Raw genomic sequence first — 17,620 nt, 5'->3', positions numbered from 1 at the left:
ATTATTGCCCCTTTACACTGTTTGTTTCCGCTTTTTTGGCAGCGGCATCAGCCAACTGAGTTGGCTCTGCGGTTTCGTCATCAGCATTGTCCGCCCCGGCTACCCGCACTACAGTACCCGCCAGTGGGTTTGAAATAGCGGATAACGCCAGTTGGTCGGTTGCGGCTAAACCCGCCGCAATATAAGCAAACTCGCTGGTGGCCCGGTCGACTGTTACCTGACGAAACTGCAGGGTGTTGTCTTTATCAACTACCAGTATCTGATTGCCTGGCAATAATAAATGGCGGGCTATTTTTACCACCTGCTCTGCCTGGGTACCAACAATACTCGCCGCAACAAAACGACCAAAGTTCAATACCTGCCGGCCCTGGTTTTTCCGTTGATATGGGTCAGTCACTTCGGCCACCACGTAAATTACCCGGCTGCGCTCATCCAGCATGCCTTCAGTTCTCACCAGTTTTGCCGGCCAGGTTAATTGCTGGCCTGCTACGGTACTGCTCAGTGTCACCTTGTTGCTATCAGATCCATCAGCATCAGGCATCGCTAAAAAGGCCATGTCGGTATCAGTTAGCGGTAAGCGAATTTCAGCCACATCAGTGCCAACGATACTACCTAACACAGTACCACGGCTGATGAATTGCCCCAGATTGGCAGCCCGGCTGCGCACCATGCCATCGTAGGGTGCCCGGATTTCAGTGCGGGCCAGGTCGCGTTTTGCCCGCTCAAGCTCTGCCTCTGCTGACTGGACACTGGCCAGAGCACTGGCTAGCTGCGGCTGACGTAAGCCCAGCGCCGGCGCGCTACCATCGGTAAATGAACGCCATTCTTCCTCAGCTACTTTCACCCGGGCTTTTTCTTCAGCCAGCATGGCCTGAGCATTAGCCAGTGCTGCCTGGGCAGCTTTGACGTTAGTTAAATAATCACTTTGCTCAACCGTGACCAGCACGTCACCTTTACTGAAAAAACCACCGGCAACAAATTGATCAGCAACGGCAACAACCCGGCCGTTAACTTCAGAAATTAAGCTGGTTTCCAGTTTAGGCGTTACCATTCCCTGAGAGCTGACCTGGTAAATAATGTTGTCCGGCATGATAGCGGCCGTATTAACCAGAATTGCCGGCCGGCTCTCATCATTTTTTTCAGGTGGCTGGCGCAACTGTGATAACCCGACAGCGCCGGCTATCGCAACCATTACAACTAATACCGGCAGTATTACTTTTACAAAGAAAGACGACATTACTTACCCACCTGTCAAATTTAACTAGCTACATCATAATAGTTACAGCAATAAATGTATGCCGGCGACTGTTAATCTTTGTATCCTGATATAGCCACGTACCGCTTGCGTTTTAGCTTCGCTAAATTAATTTAAAATCATTCCACTACGCTACACGCCATTAATAACAGGGCTTAGCGCTTCATATGTGGTAAACCTTCGGTACAGCTAACACGCACCAGGCTTGCTATGCTATTTATATTTCGAAATGTTTTGTTACAAACGCCAATAATTAAAACAACCGTTTGACTGCCAGTTATAACACTACAACTTAAAGTTATTTGCCGATTGCCCCACCCTGTTTTATGGTAGCAACAGTGATCTGATTGGTCATTTTTCAATCATAATTTGCGCGTAGTATTTACAGTCACAAATAGCGTACAGAATTCACTATCGCACCGTCACTGTGCTTAAGCAGGCTGACAACGCAGCCAGATTGAGGGAATCAACATGAGTATCACCAAACAGTATTTAAAATCGAAACCCGTTTGCAAAGTCACGTTTAAATTGAGCGCTGAGCAATTAGCTGATGCTGAATCAGTCGCTCTGCTTGGCGAGTTCAACGATTGGGACCCCAGCGCTTTACTGATGAAAAAAAGTAAGAAAGGTGATTTCAGTGCCAGCCTGACTCTGGATAATGATCGCGAATATCAATTCCGTTATCTGGTTAATGGTGGAACCTGGCTAAATGATGATGCCGCTGATGCCTATCTACCGTCGCCATTATCGTATGACCATAACTCGGTAATCCGGGTATAACGGGTCTTAAATATTAAAACGTCAGGCAGTGGCTGATTTGGCTACTGCCTGCACGCTTTCCTATCTGATTTAACAGTTTATGCTGGCTTAGCAACGCTGCAGGATCAGGCATCCCACCGAATAGCCCGCGCCGAACGAGCATAGTACGGCTTTATCACCGCTGTTCAGCCCGGTTTTATTTTTGTGAAACGCAATGATAGAGCCAGCCGATGCGGTATTGGCATAACTATCAAGTACCAGCGGTGCTTCTTCTGGTAACGGATCCCGCCCCAGAATTTTCTTGGCAGCGAAAATATTCATATTAATATTGGCCTGATGCAGCCACAGCCGCTTTAACTGATCCGGGCTGATATGCAGCGCCGCCATTTCAGCCTGAATAACCTCAGCCACAATCGGCAATAATTCTTTAAACACCTTACGCCCCTGCTGTTTAAAGAACGGTACTTTAGGATCAGTTTGGGCAAAGCAATGTTCTGTATAACCGATATCACAACGAATATTATTGGAAAAACTGGTTTTCAGACGCATACCCAGAATAGTAAAGGCATTATCGGCAGTACAGCTGCTTTGTGCTTCAATAATGGTTGCGGTACAAACATCACCGAAAATAAAATGACTGTCCCTGTTTTTATAATCCACCTGCGGTGAAGCAAATTCAGGATTAACCACCAATACCACTTTGGCGGTACCACCCCGGATAGCATTTGCGGCATTACTAATGGCAAAAGTTGCTGAAGAACAAGCTACATTCATGTCATAAGCATAACCCTCAACCCCCAATATTTGCTGCAACTCAATTGAAAGTGCCGGATAAGGCCGCTGCATATTGGAAGCCGCGCAAATAACTAAATCAATGTCAGCTGCAGTCTTATTAGCTTGTGCCATGGCTTCACGTGCTGCGCTAACCGCCATTTCTACCATTTCAGGCGGGGTATTTTCATCACGTTTCTGAAAAACCGGGTGCATTATATCCGGGTCAAGAATGCCCTCTTTGTACAAAACATGCCGCGCTTTAATACCGGAGGCTTTTTCAATAAACTCGGAGCTGGAATATTCCAATGCCACACATTGCCCGGCACTTATTTCGTTAGCATGCTGCTGATTAAACAAGTCGACATACTGATTATAGCTGGCAACCAGCTCTGCATTGCTGATGGTAGCGGTGGGTGTAAACAACCCTGAGCCACTGATTACAATATTTTGCATTAAATTACACCTTGTCCGGTTGCAACGATCTTATTATCGGATTGTCATAACTCAGCGGTTGTTTGCTATAGTTTTATCTTAGTTACGTTGTTACCGCCGGGCTTATCTGGCGCCTAGTATAACGAAAAATCCAGATTAGGTTTAGTAGATTACCCAAACACTGGCCAATAACAGGGTCGTTAAGCCAGGATCCGGTAAAGACGGTATACACTGTCATTCGTTGTGCGTCATAATAGCATTTCTCACAGATAAACAGCCTCACACCCACAGGTGCATTTGTTAACAGGATATCAGATTAACCGCATGTCGCTATTCAGAAAAATAATTAGTATGTTATTTCTGACAAGTTTCAGCATTCAGGCACAAACTGAACTGAAAGTACTTGGACTTAGCGATGAACTGGAAAAAAACGTTAAAAATCATCTTGCCGGGTATACTGCAACGGATATTTCAGGCTCTCTGCGTTTTCAGATGCAATTACAGCAAGATATTGAAACGGCATTGCAGGCGCTTGGCTATTATCACAGTGAAACAGAATTTACCTTATCAGAAAGCTCTGGTAAATCGACGCTGCAGGTTAACGTGTTACCTGGCAAGCCAACCCGGATAGAAATCGCTGACATTCAGCTGAGCGGTGATGCCACCAAAGATCGGCAGTTCAGCAGATTACTGCGACAACAGGCACCTGAAACGGGCGAAGTACTCCATCATGGTAAATACGAAACGTTAAAACGCGAATTACGAAGCCTGGCTTTGCGTAAAGGCTATTTTGATGCTGAATTCAGTCGCAGTACCTTAGAGGTTATTCCGGAACTACACCAGGCTAACATTCATTTGCATTTTGCCAGTGGTAACCGCTACAAATATGGCAAAGTAAGCTTCAGCGGCCAGCAAATACGTGACGAATGGATGCAGTCACTAATCCCGTTTGAACCAGGTCAGCACTACCTGGCCAGTGAACTGGGCGAGTTTAACCAAACCCTGGCTAACACCAACTGGTTTTCGTCAATCTCAATAGAAGGTGACGTCGAGCAAATAGACGACTATACCCTGCCTGTCCTGGTGAAACTGGAACCAAGATTACGTAATAGTGTGGAAACCGGTATCGGCTACTCTGATGTGGTAGGCCCACGCCTGAAAGTTAACTGGTTAAAGCCTTGGCTCAATGATCGCGGTCATAGCCTGCACAGTCAATTTGAAATATCAGAAGTTGAGCAGACCGTTGAATCAGCGTACCGGATGCCACTTAGCACTGCCGCTACCGATTATTATCAGTTGCAGGTGGGTTTTCGCAACCGGGATAATCTGGATACCCGCAGTAAGGAAGTTAATATTGCACTGGAGCGACACTGGCTGCTCGGTAATGAGTGGTATCGTACCGCTTCTGTGCGCTGGTTGTATGAAGATTATATTCAGGCGGATCAAGATGCTAACTCAAGCCTGATCATGCCCGGGATCAGTTACAGCCGTTCCAGACAAAGCGGGGGCAATATGCCACGTTCAGCAGATCGTTTACTGCTGGGTGTTGAGCTTTCTGAACCGGCCTGGGCATCCGATACCCCTTTTGTAAGGCTGCGTGGCAGGGCCGGCTGGATTGGCAGTTATGATCGTAATCATCGTTTTGTAACCCGGTTGGATGCAGGTGCCGTGGTTATTGACGATATTACTGACATCCCACCATCGCTGCGTTTTTTCGCTGGTGGCGATAATAATATACGCGGCTACGGTTATGAAACGATAGCGCCCGTTAACAGTGAAAATGAACTGATTGGTGGCCGTTATATGGTCGCCGCATCCCTGGAATATCAGTACCGGGTTAAAGGCAATTGGTGGGTCGCCAGCTTCTTTGACTATGGTAGCGCCTGGAATGACAGCCCGGACTTTAAACGTGGCGTGGGCCTCGGTATTCGTTGGGGCTCACCGGTTGGTCCGGTGCGGCTTGATTTTGGTTACGGTCTGGACAGCGGTCAGCGCAACGCCTTTCAAATCCATTTTGCACTTGGCCCGGAATTATGAAGAGTAATGTAATCAAAAAAGTGCTGAAATGGCTGAACTGGACGTTACTGCTCCCCCTGTTAGTCATGGTGTTGCTGCTGGTTATTTTGCTCTACACGCCAACAGGTCTGAAGCTGGGCTTATGGCTCGGCCAGAAATATGTCCCAGAATTAACAGTAACCGCGCATCGCGGCAGCCTGCTGGGAGGCATGACACTGAGTAATATCAGCTGGCAGAATGAAACCAGTAACATGCAGCTGGCTCAGCTAAAACTTGATATCGACAATACCTGTCTTTTTCAGCTTAAAGTATGTATCTCAGACTTAACTGTAAAGGATGGAGTGGCTGAATTTGGCCCGAGTACCGTGCGCTTTACCCTTTTTACTACCTCGGTAGAAGCCTGGGGGCGGCAGGTGCAGCTTAACGATAGTCAGTTACAGCAGGTACGCATTGAACTTGCCACAGCCAGCGAGCCAGCATCAGAACCTTTTAGCTATCAGCCTCCACAGCTTACTGATATTACCCTGCCAGTCTCGGTGTTTGTTAACGGTTTTCGCCTGACTGATGCCAGCCTGCTGCAGCAGGATAAGCACACTGCGTTACCTGATATTACCTTCAGTCTGCAGGCCCGCGAGCAGAATATCCGTTTGCTCGACTTACAAGCCAGCCATACCCTTGCCCATTTAAGTGCTACTGCTGAAGTGACACTGCAAGGCAATTATCCACTCAGTGGCCGGCTTAGTACCGCACTGCACCAGGCGCCGCTTGCAGAACAACAACTTAATCTCAGCCTGAGCGGCAGCCTGGCTAATTTAGCAATATCCGGCCGTGCCATAGGCACGATTAATGCCACTGCCGAGGCTGAACTGGCAGTATTGACTGCTCAGTTACCGCTCAGCATGACCCTGCAATATGATGCCTTTAACTGGCCGCCTGCAGAAAGTGAAGCCTGGCAACTTAGTGATGGTAAAGTAACGGCCACTGGTGATTTACAGCAACTGCAGTTTGCTGTCGATGCCGGTGTGGCACACCGATCCGTCCCGCCCACTGAACTCAGTGCCGGGGGCGAGTTTCAGTTAGCAGAGTCGCTACTGACGATAAGCCGCTTTAACATTAAAACGCTGGATGGCACTATCGCTGGCGACGCCCGGCTTGAACTGGCGCCGTTACTGCACTGGCAGGCTCAACTTAAGCTGGATGCAATTGAACCTGCCACATTCTGGCCCTCGCTTAACAAAGAGCTTAGCGGCGAGCTGAATGGTCAACTGGTCAACAGCGGGTCTTTCAGTAGCGATGGCAGCTGGCAGACCGAATTAAGCCAACTGGCGATTAACGGCAGTTTAGGCGATGAAATTATCAATATCGGTGGCGATGTAACGGCAAGTTTTGATCAGCCCGCTAACCGCTATCAGTTCAGTAGCGAGCAGCTGATAGTGCAACATGGTGCCAACCAGATCACCTTAACAGGCTCGCTGGCAGAACAGTGGCAACTGGATGCCAAAGTTGCGGTGGCGGATTTAAGCAGCAGCTTGCCCACAGCCAGTGGTGTTATTAATGCGGATATTGCCATTCGCGGCGCGCAACGTCAGCCGGAATTAACCGCCAGCATTGTTGCCGATACCTTGCAATATGGCGCAGAACGGCTGAAGCAGCTGAGCGTTGAGTTACAGCTTGCGCTGCAACAGGATCAACAATGGCAGGCCACTGTTGCGGTTAACGCCAGCGATGGCCGTTTGCAGGGTTATAAATTGCAACAGCTGACTCTTAGTGCGTCGGGCAGCGAGGGTCAACACCAGTTTGAGCTGGCTTTGCAATCGCCGCTGTCCGATATCAATCTTCAGCTTAGCGGCCAGTTAACAAATCGTAATAGCTGGCAAGGCCAGTTAAGCAGTGCCGATATTGGCAGCCCGCTGGGCAGCTGGCAGCTACAACAAGCAGTCGACATCCTTTACCGTCATCAACAACAGCAACTGCAGATCAGCCAACATTGCTGGCTACAAAACCCGGGCTCGCTCTGTTTAACAGAAGATGCCAGCCTGAGCGCACAACGCATGGCGGCAAATATTGAACTACGGCAATTAAACCTGGCCAGTCTGAATGAATTTATGCCGCTGGTCGTTAGTTTAAGTGGTGAATTGAGTGCCAGTGCCAGTGCCAACTGGCAGCCAGGCCAAAGCCCCCGGGTTGAACTGACAATGCAAAGTAGCAGTGGTGCCCTGACCGAACAAACTCCCCCCCCTATTGCTCTGCAGTGGCAGCAGTTAAGCCTGAGTGGCACATTACAGGACGACCAGCTTAGCGCAAGTCTGCAGGCAACCTTGAATCAACAGGCGCTGTTGACCGCAACCTTAGGTATTACCGATGTCAGCAGCAATAACCGGCCGTTAAACGGCAGCTTGCAACTTACTGACTTTACTCTGGAGTTTCTGCAACCGTTGCTGGACGAATACAGTGAGTTAGCTGGCGTGTTAAGCGCTGATATTAACGCTGACGGCACGGTTGAAAGCCCGATGCTGGCTGGACAGCTGGCCCTGCAGCAATTGCGGGTGAAAGGTAAACTGGCGCCAGCCGACATCAACGACGGTAAACTGCAGGTAAATTTTAAAGGTGAACAAGCGGACTTACTGGGTGACATTGTGACGCCACAGGGTAATTTAAATTTAACGGGACGAGCCGATTGGCAGCAACTCGATGACTGGCGGGCCCGGTTAGCCGTGAAAGGCGATCCGTTAAGTATTCAGTTGGCACAAGGCAGCTTACAGGTTAAACCTGATGTTGAAATAACCGCCAGCCCTGCTCTTACTAAAGTAACCGGTAAAATCGAGATTCCCAGTGCCAGGCTTAGTATCGATGAGCTACCGCCAAATGCCATTGGCTTATCAAATGATACGGTTATTCTGACTGCTGAACGCCAGCCGGTAACAGAGAAACAGGCAATGGCCATTCCGCTGCAAGCGGATATCAGGGTGCAGCTGGGTGAAAAAGTTCAGCTTGAAGCTTTTGGTCTGGAAACCTTGCTGCGCGGTAGCCTGCAGGTTCGGCAGCAACAAAATAAACAAACCATTAATGGTGAGGTGCGACTGGTAGACGGCACCTTTCGCTCCTATGGCCAGGATTTACTGATCCGTCAGGGTAAAATGACCTTCACCGGCCCGCCTGACCAACCCTATCTGAACGTGGAAGCGATTCGTAATCCTGCCAATATGGAAGACAACGTGGTCGCTGGCATCCGGGTTACCGGCCCGGCAGATCGGCCGCAAGTTAACATTTTCTCTGAACCTGCTATGCCACAGGCCAATGCCCTGTCCTACTTACTGGTTGGCCGCGATCTGGACAGCGAATCAGGCAGCGCCGCCAATGCCGTTACCACCAGTCTGATTGGCATGAGCATTGCCTCCAGTGGCAGTCTGGTGGGCGAAATTGGTGAAGCATTCGGGGTAAGTGACCTGACCCTTGATACGGCGGGTGCCGGTGATAAATCACAGGTTACCGTAAGTGGTTATTTAAACCGGGATTTACAAATCAAATACGGCATCGGTATTTTTGAGCCAATTGGTGAATTCACGCTGCGCTACCGCTTAATGCAAAGTTTGTATCTGGAGGCCGTATCCGGGCTGGATAACGCGGTAGACTTACTGTACCGCTTTGAGTTCGACTAAAATCACAGTCTGGTCAGCAACAGGTGGGTATATCGCCCCAGCGAAGCATAGGGCTCTTGCCGGTTATATTTCAGCTCCAGCTCAAGCAACTGACTAAAGTGGCTTTGTTGCATACTGCGGTTTTGCAGATAATCGTGAAAACAGCGTACCCCGGTTTTGCTGATTACGCTAAACCCAGCTTGCTGATACCACTGCTCGACCAGCAGCGGCTCCAGCGGATTTTGCGGGCTTAAACTGACTTTCTTTTTTACCTTAAAATCGGCTGCGACATAGTCAAAGTTACCATACAGAATATTACTAAGCCGCTTAGCATCTTTGTTGTAGTACATCAATGACAATACCCCGCCTGGCGCCACCAGCTGGGATAGCTGATTTAGCGCCGCATCTGGCTGGGCCAGCCATTCCAACATGGCATGGCATAACACCAACGGATACTGTTGCTGACTATCCCTGCTTAACTCCGCCAGGCTTAACTTACTGAACTGCAGTTGCGCCGCCGGCCCTGATACCGCCAGGCCCTGAGCAGCAGCCGTTTCAGCAGCCATGGCCAGCATTTCAGCAGAGATATCGGTTAAATGAACACTATGTCCCATGTTCGCCAGCGCCAGACTTAGCTGGCCCTGGCCTGCACCCACGTCCAGTATCTGACAGGGCGCCTGCAGCATAGCTAAGCTGGCTAAATCACGCAGCAGCACCTGCTGGCGGATCTCGCCTTTACTACTTTGGTAAATGTTGCGTTGAAACTTGGCGGCAATGCCGTCAAAACTGCGATCGGTATCTTTATTCATGCCGGGTTATCGATATCAATAAACTTAACCTCTACCGGATAATTAGCGCCCAGGTATTCGCCCAGGGCCTTAACACCGTAACGCTCGGTGGCGTGATGGCCAGCGGCAATAAAATGAATATTGAGCTCGCGCGAAACATGAATGGTTTGTTCAGACACTTCACCACTGATAAACAAATCAGCGCCGGCTGCGGCCGCTTGTTCAATGTAGCCCTGGCCACCACCGGTACACCATGCCAGCTTGCGGACGATTTTATTAGTTCCGGCATCGTGCGCCAGCACCTCACGGCCCAGTTGCTGCTGCAACAGCACTGCCACCTCACTTAAACTTCTGGGCTCAGGATATTCACCCTGCATCAGCACTCCAACCGGTTCAACGGTTACTAACGGCGTTATTGACTCAGTGTTCAACAATTTGCCCAGCTGGGCATTGTTACCAAGCGTCGGATGAATATCTAATGGCAGATGATAGGCAAACAGGTTTATGTCATTGGCCAATAACGCCTGTAACCTTTTTTTCTTCATACCGGTTATCTCTGCTGCTTCGTTTTTCCAGAAGTAACCGTGGTGCACTAAAATGGCATCAGCGCCCCACTCAATTGCCGCATCTACTAATGCCTGGCTGGCCGTTACCCCGGTAACTATCCGGGTTATATTCTGCTTGCCCTCTACCTGCAAGCCATTAGGACAATAATCACGAACCCGTTCGGTTTGCAGCAGCTCTGCTAACAGGCTGGCCAGTTGTTGCCGTTGCAACATAAAATACTCCGGTTTAAATCATCCATTAATGGCACTATTGTACTTAAAAACTGTTAAAAAGCAGGCAGATTTGTCTATTACCCGTGTTTTGATGTATAAATAGCTGGCAACGATTAATTTTCACGCACAGGTACCCTAAGCATGACAAAATTGGATAAAGATCAGGTAATCGCTGATTTTACCGCAGCTTACAAAGCAAAATTTGGTAAAGAGCCCGAGCTGGAGCAAAAGCCAGGCTGGTTCAGTGTTGATGGCGGTAAAAATATCCGTCTGGCTGAACTGGCAGAATTAGCTGAAAGCTATGGTAAAGGCGCTAAAGCCAAAACTGCTGCGGCTAAATCAGAAAAACCTGCTAAGGCAGAAAAGGCTGACAAACCAGCTAAAGCCGCTAAACCAGCTGAAAAAGCTGCAGCCAAACCAGCGGCAAAAAGCAAAACTACAGCCGCTAAACCGGCAAAAACCAGCCCCGGCGCAGCTGCTGCTTTCTGGGCTGATAAAATAAACGATAGCAAGCAACGGCCACCTCGTGGTTCGCGTTAATACTATTACCTTTTGTATTAACAGTTAGTTATTCGTTACCCGATACTGGCGCAATTTGCGCCAGTTTACTTTTTACCTCTATCCACTGGCCCATAAACTTGGTACTGCGATAAGCATGATGCCTGAGCATCAGCCCGGTAAAGTTTGCCTGACGCTGTTTATCTAAATCTGCCCGTACCTGTTCAATCTGCCGCCAGACCCGCAACGCCTGCTCCGGACTAAAACGCCGGGCGATGATCTGAGAACCTTGTTGTTGTGCCAGCTGCCAACGTGGCTCGTCCTGATAAAGTGCTACTGCAGCACTGGCAATAGCAGCACTATCATTAGCAATAGCACCGCTCCAGCCGGTGTCGATGCTCATGCCCTCGGCGCCAATATCAGTGGTAACACTGGGTGTCCCCTGACACATAGCTTCCAGCAGTTTGCCCTTTAAACCCGCCCCAAAGGCCAACGGTGCCAAACAAACCCTGGCCTGGCGCATAACCTGCCTGCTGTCGGCAACCCAGCCTTTGACTAAAAAGCCCTGCTGCGGGTTATCCAGCGCAGTTGCTTTCGGTGGCGGATAAGCACCGTAAATATGCAGTTGAGCGTTAGGTAGCTGTTTACGGATTTGCGGCCAGATCTGTTGTTTTAACCACAATACCGCATGCCAGTTGGGGGCATGGCGAAAATTGCCAATGGCGATAAAGTGCTGGCGCTCATTGTATCCCGGGCTGTTGATTGGCGGCAGCTTATCCAACCAGAACGGGCAATAACACAGCAGCGCCGCCGGCACGCCATAGTGCTGTTGCAAGATCTGCATTTCTGCCTCTGAGATAACCAGCGTAAGATCACAGCGATATATGGCCGCAATTTCCCGTAGCGCCAGCTCAGAGTTAAGCGCCTCAGCGCCAACCGGCCGCTGCTGGGTGTGGCACTGCTGTCTGGCCTGACGCAGGGCATGGCAATCTTCCATATCCAGAATACGCATGGCCGCCGGGCACGCCTGCTCTACCCTCCAGCCAAATTGCTCTTCCAGCATAAAACGGTCAAACATCACCGCCTGCGGATTTTGCGCAGCCAGCCAGTTATCAAAACTAGTGCAGTTTAATGTAATTTGCTGCTCAGCTACGCCAAGTTCGGCCAGCCTATACCGATGCGGGCTCAGTTCAGCCGGGCTGGCAAACTGCACCTGCCAACCATAGCTCAGATAAAGCTTTATAAGGTTGAGCATCCGGCTGCCCGCAGCAGATGAATTAGGTTCGGGCCAGACATAACCCAGGATAATAAGTAGTGGCATAAGGCTAGCTTTGCTTAGTCGGTTTTGCGAAACCGGCTTTACTAAAAAAGCGCAGTGTAACGCTGCTGCCCGCAAATACCAATGCTTTTACCGCTTAGTGTCAGGTTGTTGTTTACCTGAGGCCGGTTGTTGTTAAGATACGCAACTGAATGACGCTGTTTAACTAACAGGCCCGGTAAACCCTATGACCAGTATAAGCCGTTATACTCCGCTGGAAGAACAGCTGCACGCGTTAAGTCACGCCATTGGCGCCGTACTGGGCGTAATTGGCCTGGTACTGATGCTGCGGCTAAGCCTTAGTTTTGGTGACAACTGGCAACTGGCCAGTGCGATAATTTATGGCAGCAGTATTATTCTGCTTTATAGCAGCTCGGCGCTGTACCACAGCATTCATAGCCCGCTTATCAAGTACCGGCTGCGCCAGCTGGACCATGCGGCTATTTTTATTCTGATCGCCGGTACCTATACGCCTTTTACGCTGATCAGTCTGCGCGATGACTGGGGCCTGACCTTATTTACAATAATCTGGCTTATCGCCATTACCGGCGTGATTTTGGAACTGGCTACCGGTCTTAAGTATAAAAAATTATCTTTAGCGCTGTATCTGGGATTAGGCTGGATAGTCGTGGTGGCGATTAAGCCGATGCTGGCAAATGTGCCCGCTCCGGCAATGTGGCTGTTACTGGCCGGCGGCCTGGCCTACTCCGGAGGCGTGCTGTTTTACATCTGGCGCAGGCTGTACCTGCATCATATGATCTGGCACTTATTCGTGCTGGCCGGCAGCATATTGCACTTTTTAGCGGTGTATTTGTATGTGATGCCACATGCGTAACGCAATGTCATAAATGGCGTAAAACCTATAAAAAAGGGCTGCTTACGCAGCCCTGATAACAACCTTAGCGGGTGTTTGTTACAGCTTAGTACTGGTAGCTGTACGTTACGCCACTAAAGGCCGTGTAGGCACGGATACCAACATGCCAGGTGCCGGCTTGCGGGTTGTTAATGGTGCAAACTTCGTTATTACCATTTAAGTAAGGCCGACAGGTGTAGGCACTGGTGCTTGGCTGGCTGCCATAACGTACATACAAGTCGGCATCACCGCTACCGCCCGAGATCTGGAAGGTAAGTTGCGATACGCCTGATGGGATCTGATAGCTGCCCCGTAACCATTGGCCGGTTGAAGCTGACAGGTTCGGGAAGGTAGCGCCGCCGCCCGGAGGGGTAACACCACCACCGCTGCCGTCACAGCCATTGTTGGTTATCCAATCATTCGCCGCTTTAGCTTGCACTATGCCCCAGCCGTAAGAGTTATCCCGGCCGGCTGTACCGCGATCTTGTGCGGTTGCATTTAACGCATTGCGGATTTGTGGTGCGGAACATGACGGGTGGTTACTCCATACCAGCGCGGCAACACCCGCTACGTGTGGTGAGGCCATAGAAGTACCGCTGATACTGTTGTAGCCACCATTACGCCAGGTTGAACTGACATTCACCCCCGGTCCGGAAATTTCTACCTGCGAGTTACGCTGCGAAAAACTGGCCACATTCCGGTTTGAATCTACCGCTGCCACTGATACTACTGAATTATAGGATGCAGGATAAGACAAACTGGTGTTACCGCCATTTCCCGCTGCCGCCACCAGTAACATGCCGTCATTATAGAAACTGTTCATGGCATTGTTTTCTGTCTGGTTAGATGAGCCGCCACCAAGGCTCATGTTAACCACTTTGGCACCGGCATCTTTACAAGACTGGATGCCCTGGATCAGATTGGAGGCAAAGGTCCAGTTACCTGAATCGTTGAATATTTTAACGATATGCACCCCGGCCTGACCCGAGCCGATAACGCCGACTACACCAGAGTTATTGTCCAGCGCTACCATGGTGCCGGCTACATGAGTACCATGACCATTGCCATCAGAAAACCAGTTGCCAGTGCTGGAAAATGCAAAACCGGTAACGCCTGAGCTTTGTAAATCTTCATGGCCAGAGGTATAGCCGGTATCAATTACACACACTTTAATATTGCCGGCGCTGCCATCACTCACCTGATTAGCCTGCACCATATTGATGCCGTATGGGGTCGACTGCGCCATCGGGCTTATTACATCCATCAGGTAACGTTTAGGATCTTCTTCTACATACTGAATATTCGGGTTAGCCTCTAACGCTTTCCGCTGGCCTGGCGTTAATTTTGCCACGCTGGCGTTTGCTGATTTTAAGTGCATCATGGCGTTAACCCGATGGCCACGTAATACTGATTCAGCCTGCTGCGTATTAAATTCACTCTGGCCATTATTGCTGCTCATAACCGCTGCGGTTGGCTTAAACTTAATAATGTAGCGGCCACTGTCGTCGCTGGCGTCAACCAGTGTTTCGGCTACAGCCTGAGAGGTTAAGGATAAAGCGAAGCAACTGCTGACACCAAGGACGATGAGGGATTTTGTTGTTTTCATTGTGGCACCTTTTTATAAAAATTGATTATTTTTAATAATATGGTTGTTCAATTATTAATTCTCAGACATCCTGTACATTAAGCTGCGTCCTGCGGCTTCTAACTAACCAGCTGCTCATAAAAACAACAATTACAAAAATCTTACAAATTGATTATAAATAAAAACACCCACCCTATTTCAGAAAAAGAAACCAAATAATAGAAACAAATATACTTTTTCAGGGAAAGTTACCAGGCTTCATATAACTAAACCGTCTTACTTATGCGTTTTAGCAATAACAGTTTTGAGACGAAAGTTTACAGCCAGCACCAAACTAATTCGTTGCCAGATCTTTCTATGGTCATTGCATTCTTTTAGAATCGTCCCCATTGCGTTTTCACTTAGTCGTTTTTTTGGAGTAAAAGATGTCAAACAGCAAGCATTGCCGGTTACTAATTCTGGGTTCAGGCCCGGCCGGATATACGGCCGCAGTTTATGCTGCCAGAGCTAATTTAAATCCGGTGCTGTTAACAGGTATGCAGCAGGGTGGTCAGCTGACCACTACAACCGAAGTTGAAAACTGGCCGGGTGACGCCCATGGCTTAACCGGCCCGGTGCTGATGGAGCGGATGCAGGCACACGCCGAAGCTTTTAATACCGAAATTATTTTCGACCATATTCATACCGTGAATTTAGAGCAGCGGCCTTTTACCCTGACCGGTGATAACGGCAGTTACACCTGTGATGCCCTGATTATCTGCACCGGTGCTTCTGCCAAGTATCTTGGCCTGCCCTCAGAGCAGGCTTACAGTGGTCGTGGCGTATCAGCCTGCGCTACCTGTGATGGTTTCTTTTACCGCAACCAGAAAGTAGCGGTAGTGGGCGGTGGTAACACCGCTGTTGAAGAAGCCCTGTACTTATCGAATATTGCCAGCGAAGTGCATCTGATCCACCGCCGCGACAGTTTTAAAGCAGAGAAAATTCTGGTTGACCGTTTAATGGCCAAAGTTGCAGCAGGCAATATCGTGCTGCATACCCACTGCGTATTGGAAGAAGTATTAGGTGATGAGATGGGTGTCACCGGCGTACGCCTGGGTTCGACCAAAGGCGAAGCAGCAACCGAACTGGCGTTGCAAGGTGTATTTATTGCCATTGGCCACTCACCTAATACCGATATTTTTAAAGGCCAGCTGGAAATGAATGGCGGCTATTTAAAAGTCGTCAGTGGCACTGAGGGTAACGCTACGCAAACCAGTATTGAGGGCGTCTTTGCCGCCGGAGATGTGTCTGATCATATTTATCGTCAAGCCATTACCTCTGCCGGTACCGGTTGTATGGCAGCACTGGATGCCGAGCGCTATCTGGATGGTCTGGCCAAATAGTGTCACAAGCTAAACAAGCCAGTTACCATGGCCATCTACTTACCTGAGCTCGACCCTGCTCAACTTTGGTTTCCGCCGGTTGAGCGGGCGCTCGGGCAGCCTGACGGCTTACTGGCAATGGGCGGCGATTTATCGGTTGCCCGCCTGACGCTGGCTTACCGCAGCGGCATTTTCCCGTGGTTCAGCGATGGCGACCCGTTGTTATGGTGGAGCCCGGCAACCCGGGCTATATTTGCGCCAGCCAGCCTGAAGTTTAACCGGACCCTGCGGAAAACATGGCAGCGCTCAGCACTAAGCCTGACCCTTAATCATGCCTTTGACGAGGTAGTACGGGGTTGCGCTGCACCGCGCAAAAACCAACCTGAAACCTGGATATTACCACCGATGCAGCAGGCCTATCAGCGCCTGCATCAGCACGGCCATGCCCACAGTATTGAAGTGTGGCAGGACCAGCAGCTGGTTGGCGGCCTTTATGGTATTGTTGTTGGCGGTTTATTTTGTGGTGAATCAATGTTTAACCGGGTACCCGATGCAGCGAAATTTGCCTTACTGGCCCTGCAACAACATTTAAGCCGGTATGCAGCAGGCTGGATTGACTGCCAGATCCCTAACCCGTTTTTACAGCAATTAGGTGCCGGGACTATCGACCGGCCACACTATTTGAGCTTGTTACAACAACAGGCAAAAATTAGCAGCCCGCACGATCACTGGCAGCCAAAATGGCTGAGTTTAGCTAATGGCTGAGCCTTTGCTGCCAACAAAACTGCCATTACGCTTTGGCATCACCCAACCCGGCCCGTGCAGTTACTTAGCCGGCCAGCAAGAGCAGTTAGTAGTGTTAATGCCGGACGAGCCCATCAGTGCTGAGTTATATCAGCAATTACTGGCAGCTAATTTCAGGCGCAGTGGCGAGCAAAGCTACACCCCGCACTGCCCGGCTTGTAAAGCGTGTCAGTCGGTACGAATTCAGCCGCAACAATGGCAGCCATCACGCAGCCAACGCCGGTTACTTAATAAAGCCCGGCGAGCAGGTTTGCAATACCGGCTGGTAACCAAAGCTGATTTAGCCGGCTATTTCAGGCTATTTGCCGCATACATCGCCTTTAAACATGATGATGGCATTATGTTTCCGGCAACCACAGAGCAACTGAACAGTATGCTGGAATGCAGCTGGCTACCGGTGCGATTTCTGGAAATATATGATGAGGAGCAACTTGTCAGCGTCAGTATTATTGACGAGCTTGCCGACAGCTATTCAGCGGTTTATACCTTTTTTGCTGAGCAATACCAGCAGTTGTCGCCCGGTAAACTGGCAATTATGTATTTGCTGGAGCAAGCCAGCGCAGACCAGAAAGCTTTTGTTTATTTAGGATATCTGGTCGCGGCCTGTCAGAAGATGGCATATAAGGCCGAATTTACCCCACAACAGCGATTTATTCAGGGACAATGGCACTCTTTTGCCTAAAAAAGCGCTTGCTGCTTTACTTATTGCTGTGATTTCGGCACAATCTGCGCAGTTTTTTGAAGGTTGACCCCAAATTTA

At 49.6% G+C, this 17,620-nt stretch carries 14 protein-coding genes; 8 read left to right on the top strand and 6 right to left on the bottom strand.

Translation table 11 applies throughout. The features are described from left to right. Nucleotide 1 precedes the first annotated feature (1 nt). A complete protein-coding gene (locus H141_RS0112425; RefSeq protein WP_019676600.1) occupies nucleotides 2-1,237 on the bottom strand; it encodes an efflux RND transporter periplasmic adaptor subunit in 1,236 nt (411 codons plus the stop codon). Between the two features lie 489 nt (nucleotides 1,238-1,726). On the opposite strand from H141_RS0112425, the gene H141_RS0112420 reads away from it, so the two are divergent. Next, entirely contained in the window at nucleotides 1,727-2,035 is a 309-nt protein-coding gene (locus tag H141_RS0112420; protein ID WP_019676599.1) for an isoamylase early set domain-containing protein, read from the top strand. Between the two features lie 87 nt (nucleotides 2,036-2,122). Here the strand turns inward: H141_RS0112420 and H141_RS0112415 are convergent, their stop codons facing one another. Next, on the bottom strand, nucleotides 2,123-3,241 hold the full coding sequence (locus H141_RS0112415) for a beta-ketoacyl-ACP synthase III (RefSeq protein ID WP_019676598.1): 1,119 nt from the start codon (nucleotides 3,239-3,241) through the stop codon (nucleotides 2,123-2,125). Nucleotides 3,242-3,571: 330 nt separating this feature from the next. Between H141_RS0112415 and tamA the strand changes: the two genes are divergently transcribed. Together tamA and tamB are read left to right on the top strand one after the other, a co-directional pair. Next, complete coding sequence (gene tamA / locus H141_RS0112410) at nucleotides 3,572-5,257, top strand: autotransporter assembly complex protein TamA (protein ID WP_051090405.1); 1,686 nt, start codon at nucleotides 3,572-3,574, stop codon at nucleotides 5,255-5,257. Next, nucleotides 5,254-8,895, top strand: a complete 3,642-nt coding sequence (gene tamB, locus H141_RS0112405; protein ID WP_019676596.1) for an autotransporter assembly complex protein TamB — start codon at nucleotides 5,254-5,256, stop codon at nucleotides 8,893-8,895. Before tamA ends, tamB begins: the two co-directional genes overlap by 4 nt. 2 nt (nucleotides 8,896-8,897) lie before the next feature. On the opposite strand, the gene H141_RS0112400 is transcribed toward tamB, so the two are convergent. Continuing rightward, the gene (locus H141_RS0112400) at nucleotides 8,898-9,683 is read right to left on the bottom strand and encodes a methyltransferase (protein ID WP_019676595.1); all 786 of its coding nucleotides are present in this window, start codon (nucleotides 9,681-9,683) and stop codon (nucleotides 8,898-8,900) included. Then, nucleotides 9,680-10,441: a Nif3-like dinuclear metal center hexameric protein gene (locus tag H141_RS0112395; protein ID WP_019676594.1), complete on the bottom strand. Its 762-nt coding sequence runs from the start codon at nucleotides 10,439-10,441 to the stop codon at nucleotides 9,680-9,682. The genes H141_RS0112400 and H141_RS0112395 overlap by 4 nt, the downstream gene beginning before the upstream one ends. A 141-nt stretch (nucleotides 10,442-10,582) precedes the next feature. On the opposite strand from H141_RS0112395, the gene H141_RS0112390 reads away from it, so the two are divergent. After that, nucleotides 10,583-10,981: a hypothetical protein gene (locus H141_RS0112390; protein ID WP_019676593.1), complete on the top strand. Its 399-nt coding sequence runs from the start codon at nucleotides 10,583-10,585 to the stop codon at nucleotides 10,979-10,981. 28 nt (nucleotides 10,982-11,009) lie between these two features. Here H141_RS0112390 and H141_RS0112385 read toward each other — a convergent pair whose 3' ends face one another. Then, complete coding sequence (locus H141_RS0112385; protein ID WP_026349423.1) at nucleotides 11,010-12,260, bottom strand: glycosyltransferase; 1,251 nt, start codon at nucleotides 12,258-12,260, stop codon at nucleotides 11,010-11,012. 184 nt (nucleotides 12,261-12,444) lie between these two features. Here H141_RS0112385 and trhA point away from each other — a divergent pair, with 184 nt between their 5' ends. After that, nucleotides 12,445-13,092, top strand: a complete 648-nt coding sequence (gene trhA, locus H141_RS0112380; RefSeq protein ID WP_019676591.1) for a PAQR family membrane homeostasis protein TrhA — start codon at nucleotides 12,445-12,447, stop codon at nucleotides 13,090-13,092. Nucleotides 13,093-13,177: 85 nt separating this feature from the next. Here the strand turns inward: trhA and H141_RS0112375 are convergent, their stop codons facing one another. Then, on the bottom strand, nucleotides 13,178-14,716 hold the full coding sequence (locus H141_RS0112375; protein WP_019676590.1) for a S8 family serine peptidase: 1,539 nt from the start codon (nucleotides 14,714-14,716) through the stop codon (nucleotides 13,178-13,180). 404 nt (nucleotides 14,717-15,120) lie between these two features. Here H141_RS0112375 and trxB point away from each other — a divergent pair, with 404 nt between their 5' ends. From trxB to H141_RS0112360, 3 genes are read left to right on the top strand one after another with little or no spacing between them, the layout of a single operon-like run. Continuing rightward, nucleotides 15,121-16,077, top strand: a complete 957-nt coding sequence (trxB, locus tag H141_RS0112370; protein WP_019676589.1) for a thioredoxin-disulfide reductase — start codon at nucleotides 15,121-15,123, stop codon at nucleotides 16,075-16,077. A gap of 27 nt (nucleotides 16,078-16,104) precedes the next feature. Further along, complete coding sequence (gene aat / locus H141_RS0112365) at nucleotides 16,105-16,821, top strand: leucyl/phenylalanyl-tRNA--protein transferase (protein WP_019676588.1); 717 nt, start codon at nucleotides 16,105-16,107, stop codon at nucleotides 16,819-16,821. Beyond that, on the top strand, nucleotides 16,814-17,542 hold the full coding sequence (locus tag H141_RS0112360; protein ID WP_019676587.1) for an arginyltransferase: 729 nt from the start codon (nucleotides 16,814-16,816) through the stop codon (nucleotides 17,540-17,542). The genes aat and H141_RS0112360 overlap by 8 nt, the downstream gene beginning before the upstream one ends. The last annotated feature ends 78 nt before the right edge of the window (nucleotides 17,543-17,620 follow it).

The organism is Arsukibacterium perlucidum DSM 18276, assembly GCF_000382165.1.
Lineage (GTDB): Bacteria > Pseudomonadota > Gammaproteobacteria > Enterobacterales > Alteromonadaceae > Alishewanella > Alishewanella perlucidum.
Note: the sequence above shows the minus strand (reverse complement) of the source record. Positions and strands in the feature narration are given on the sequence as shown.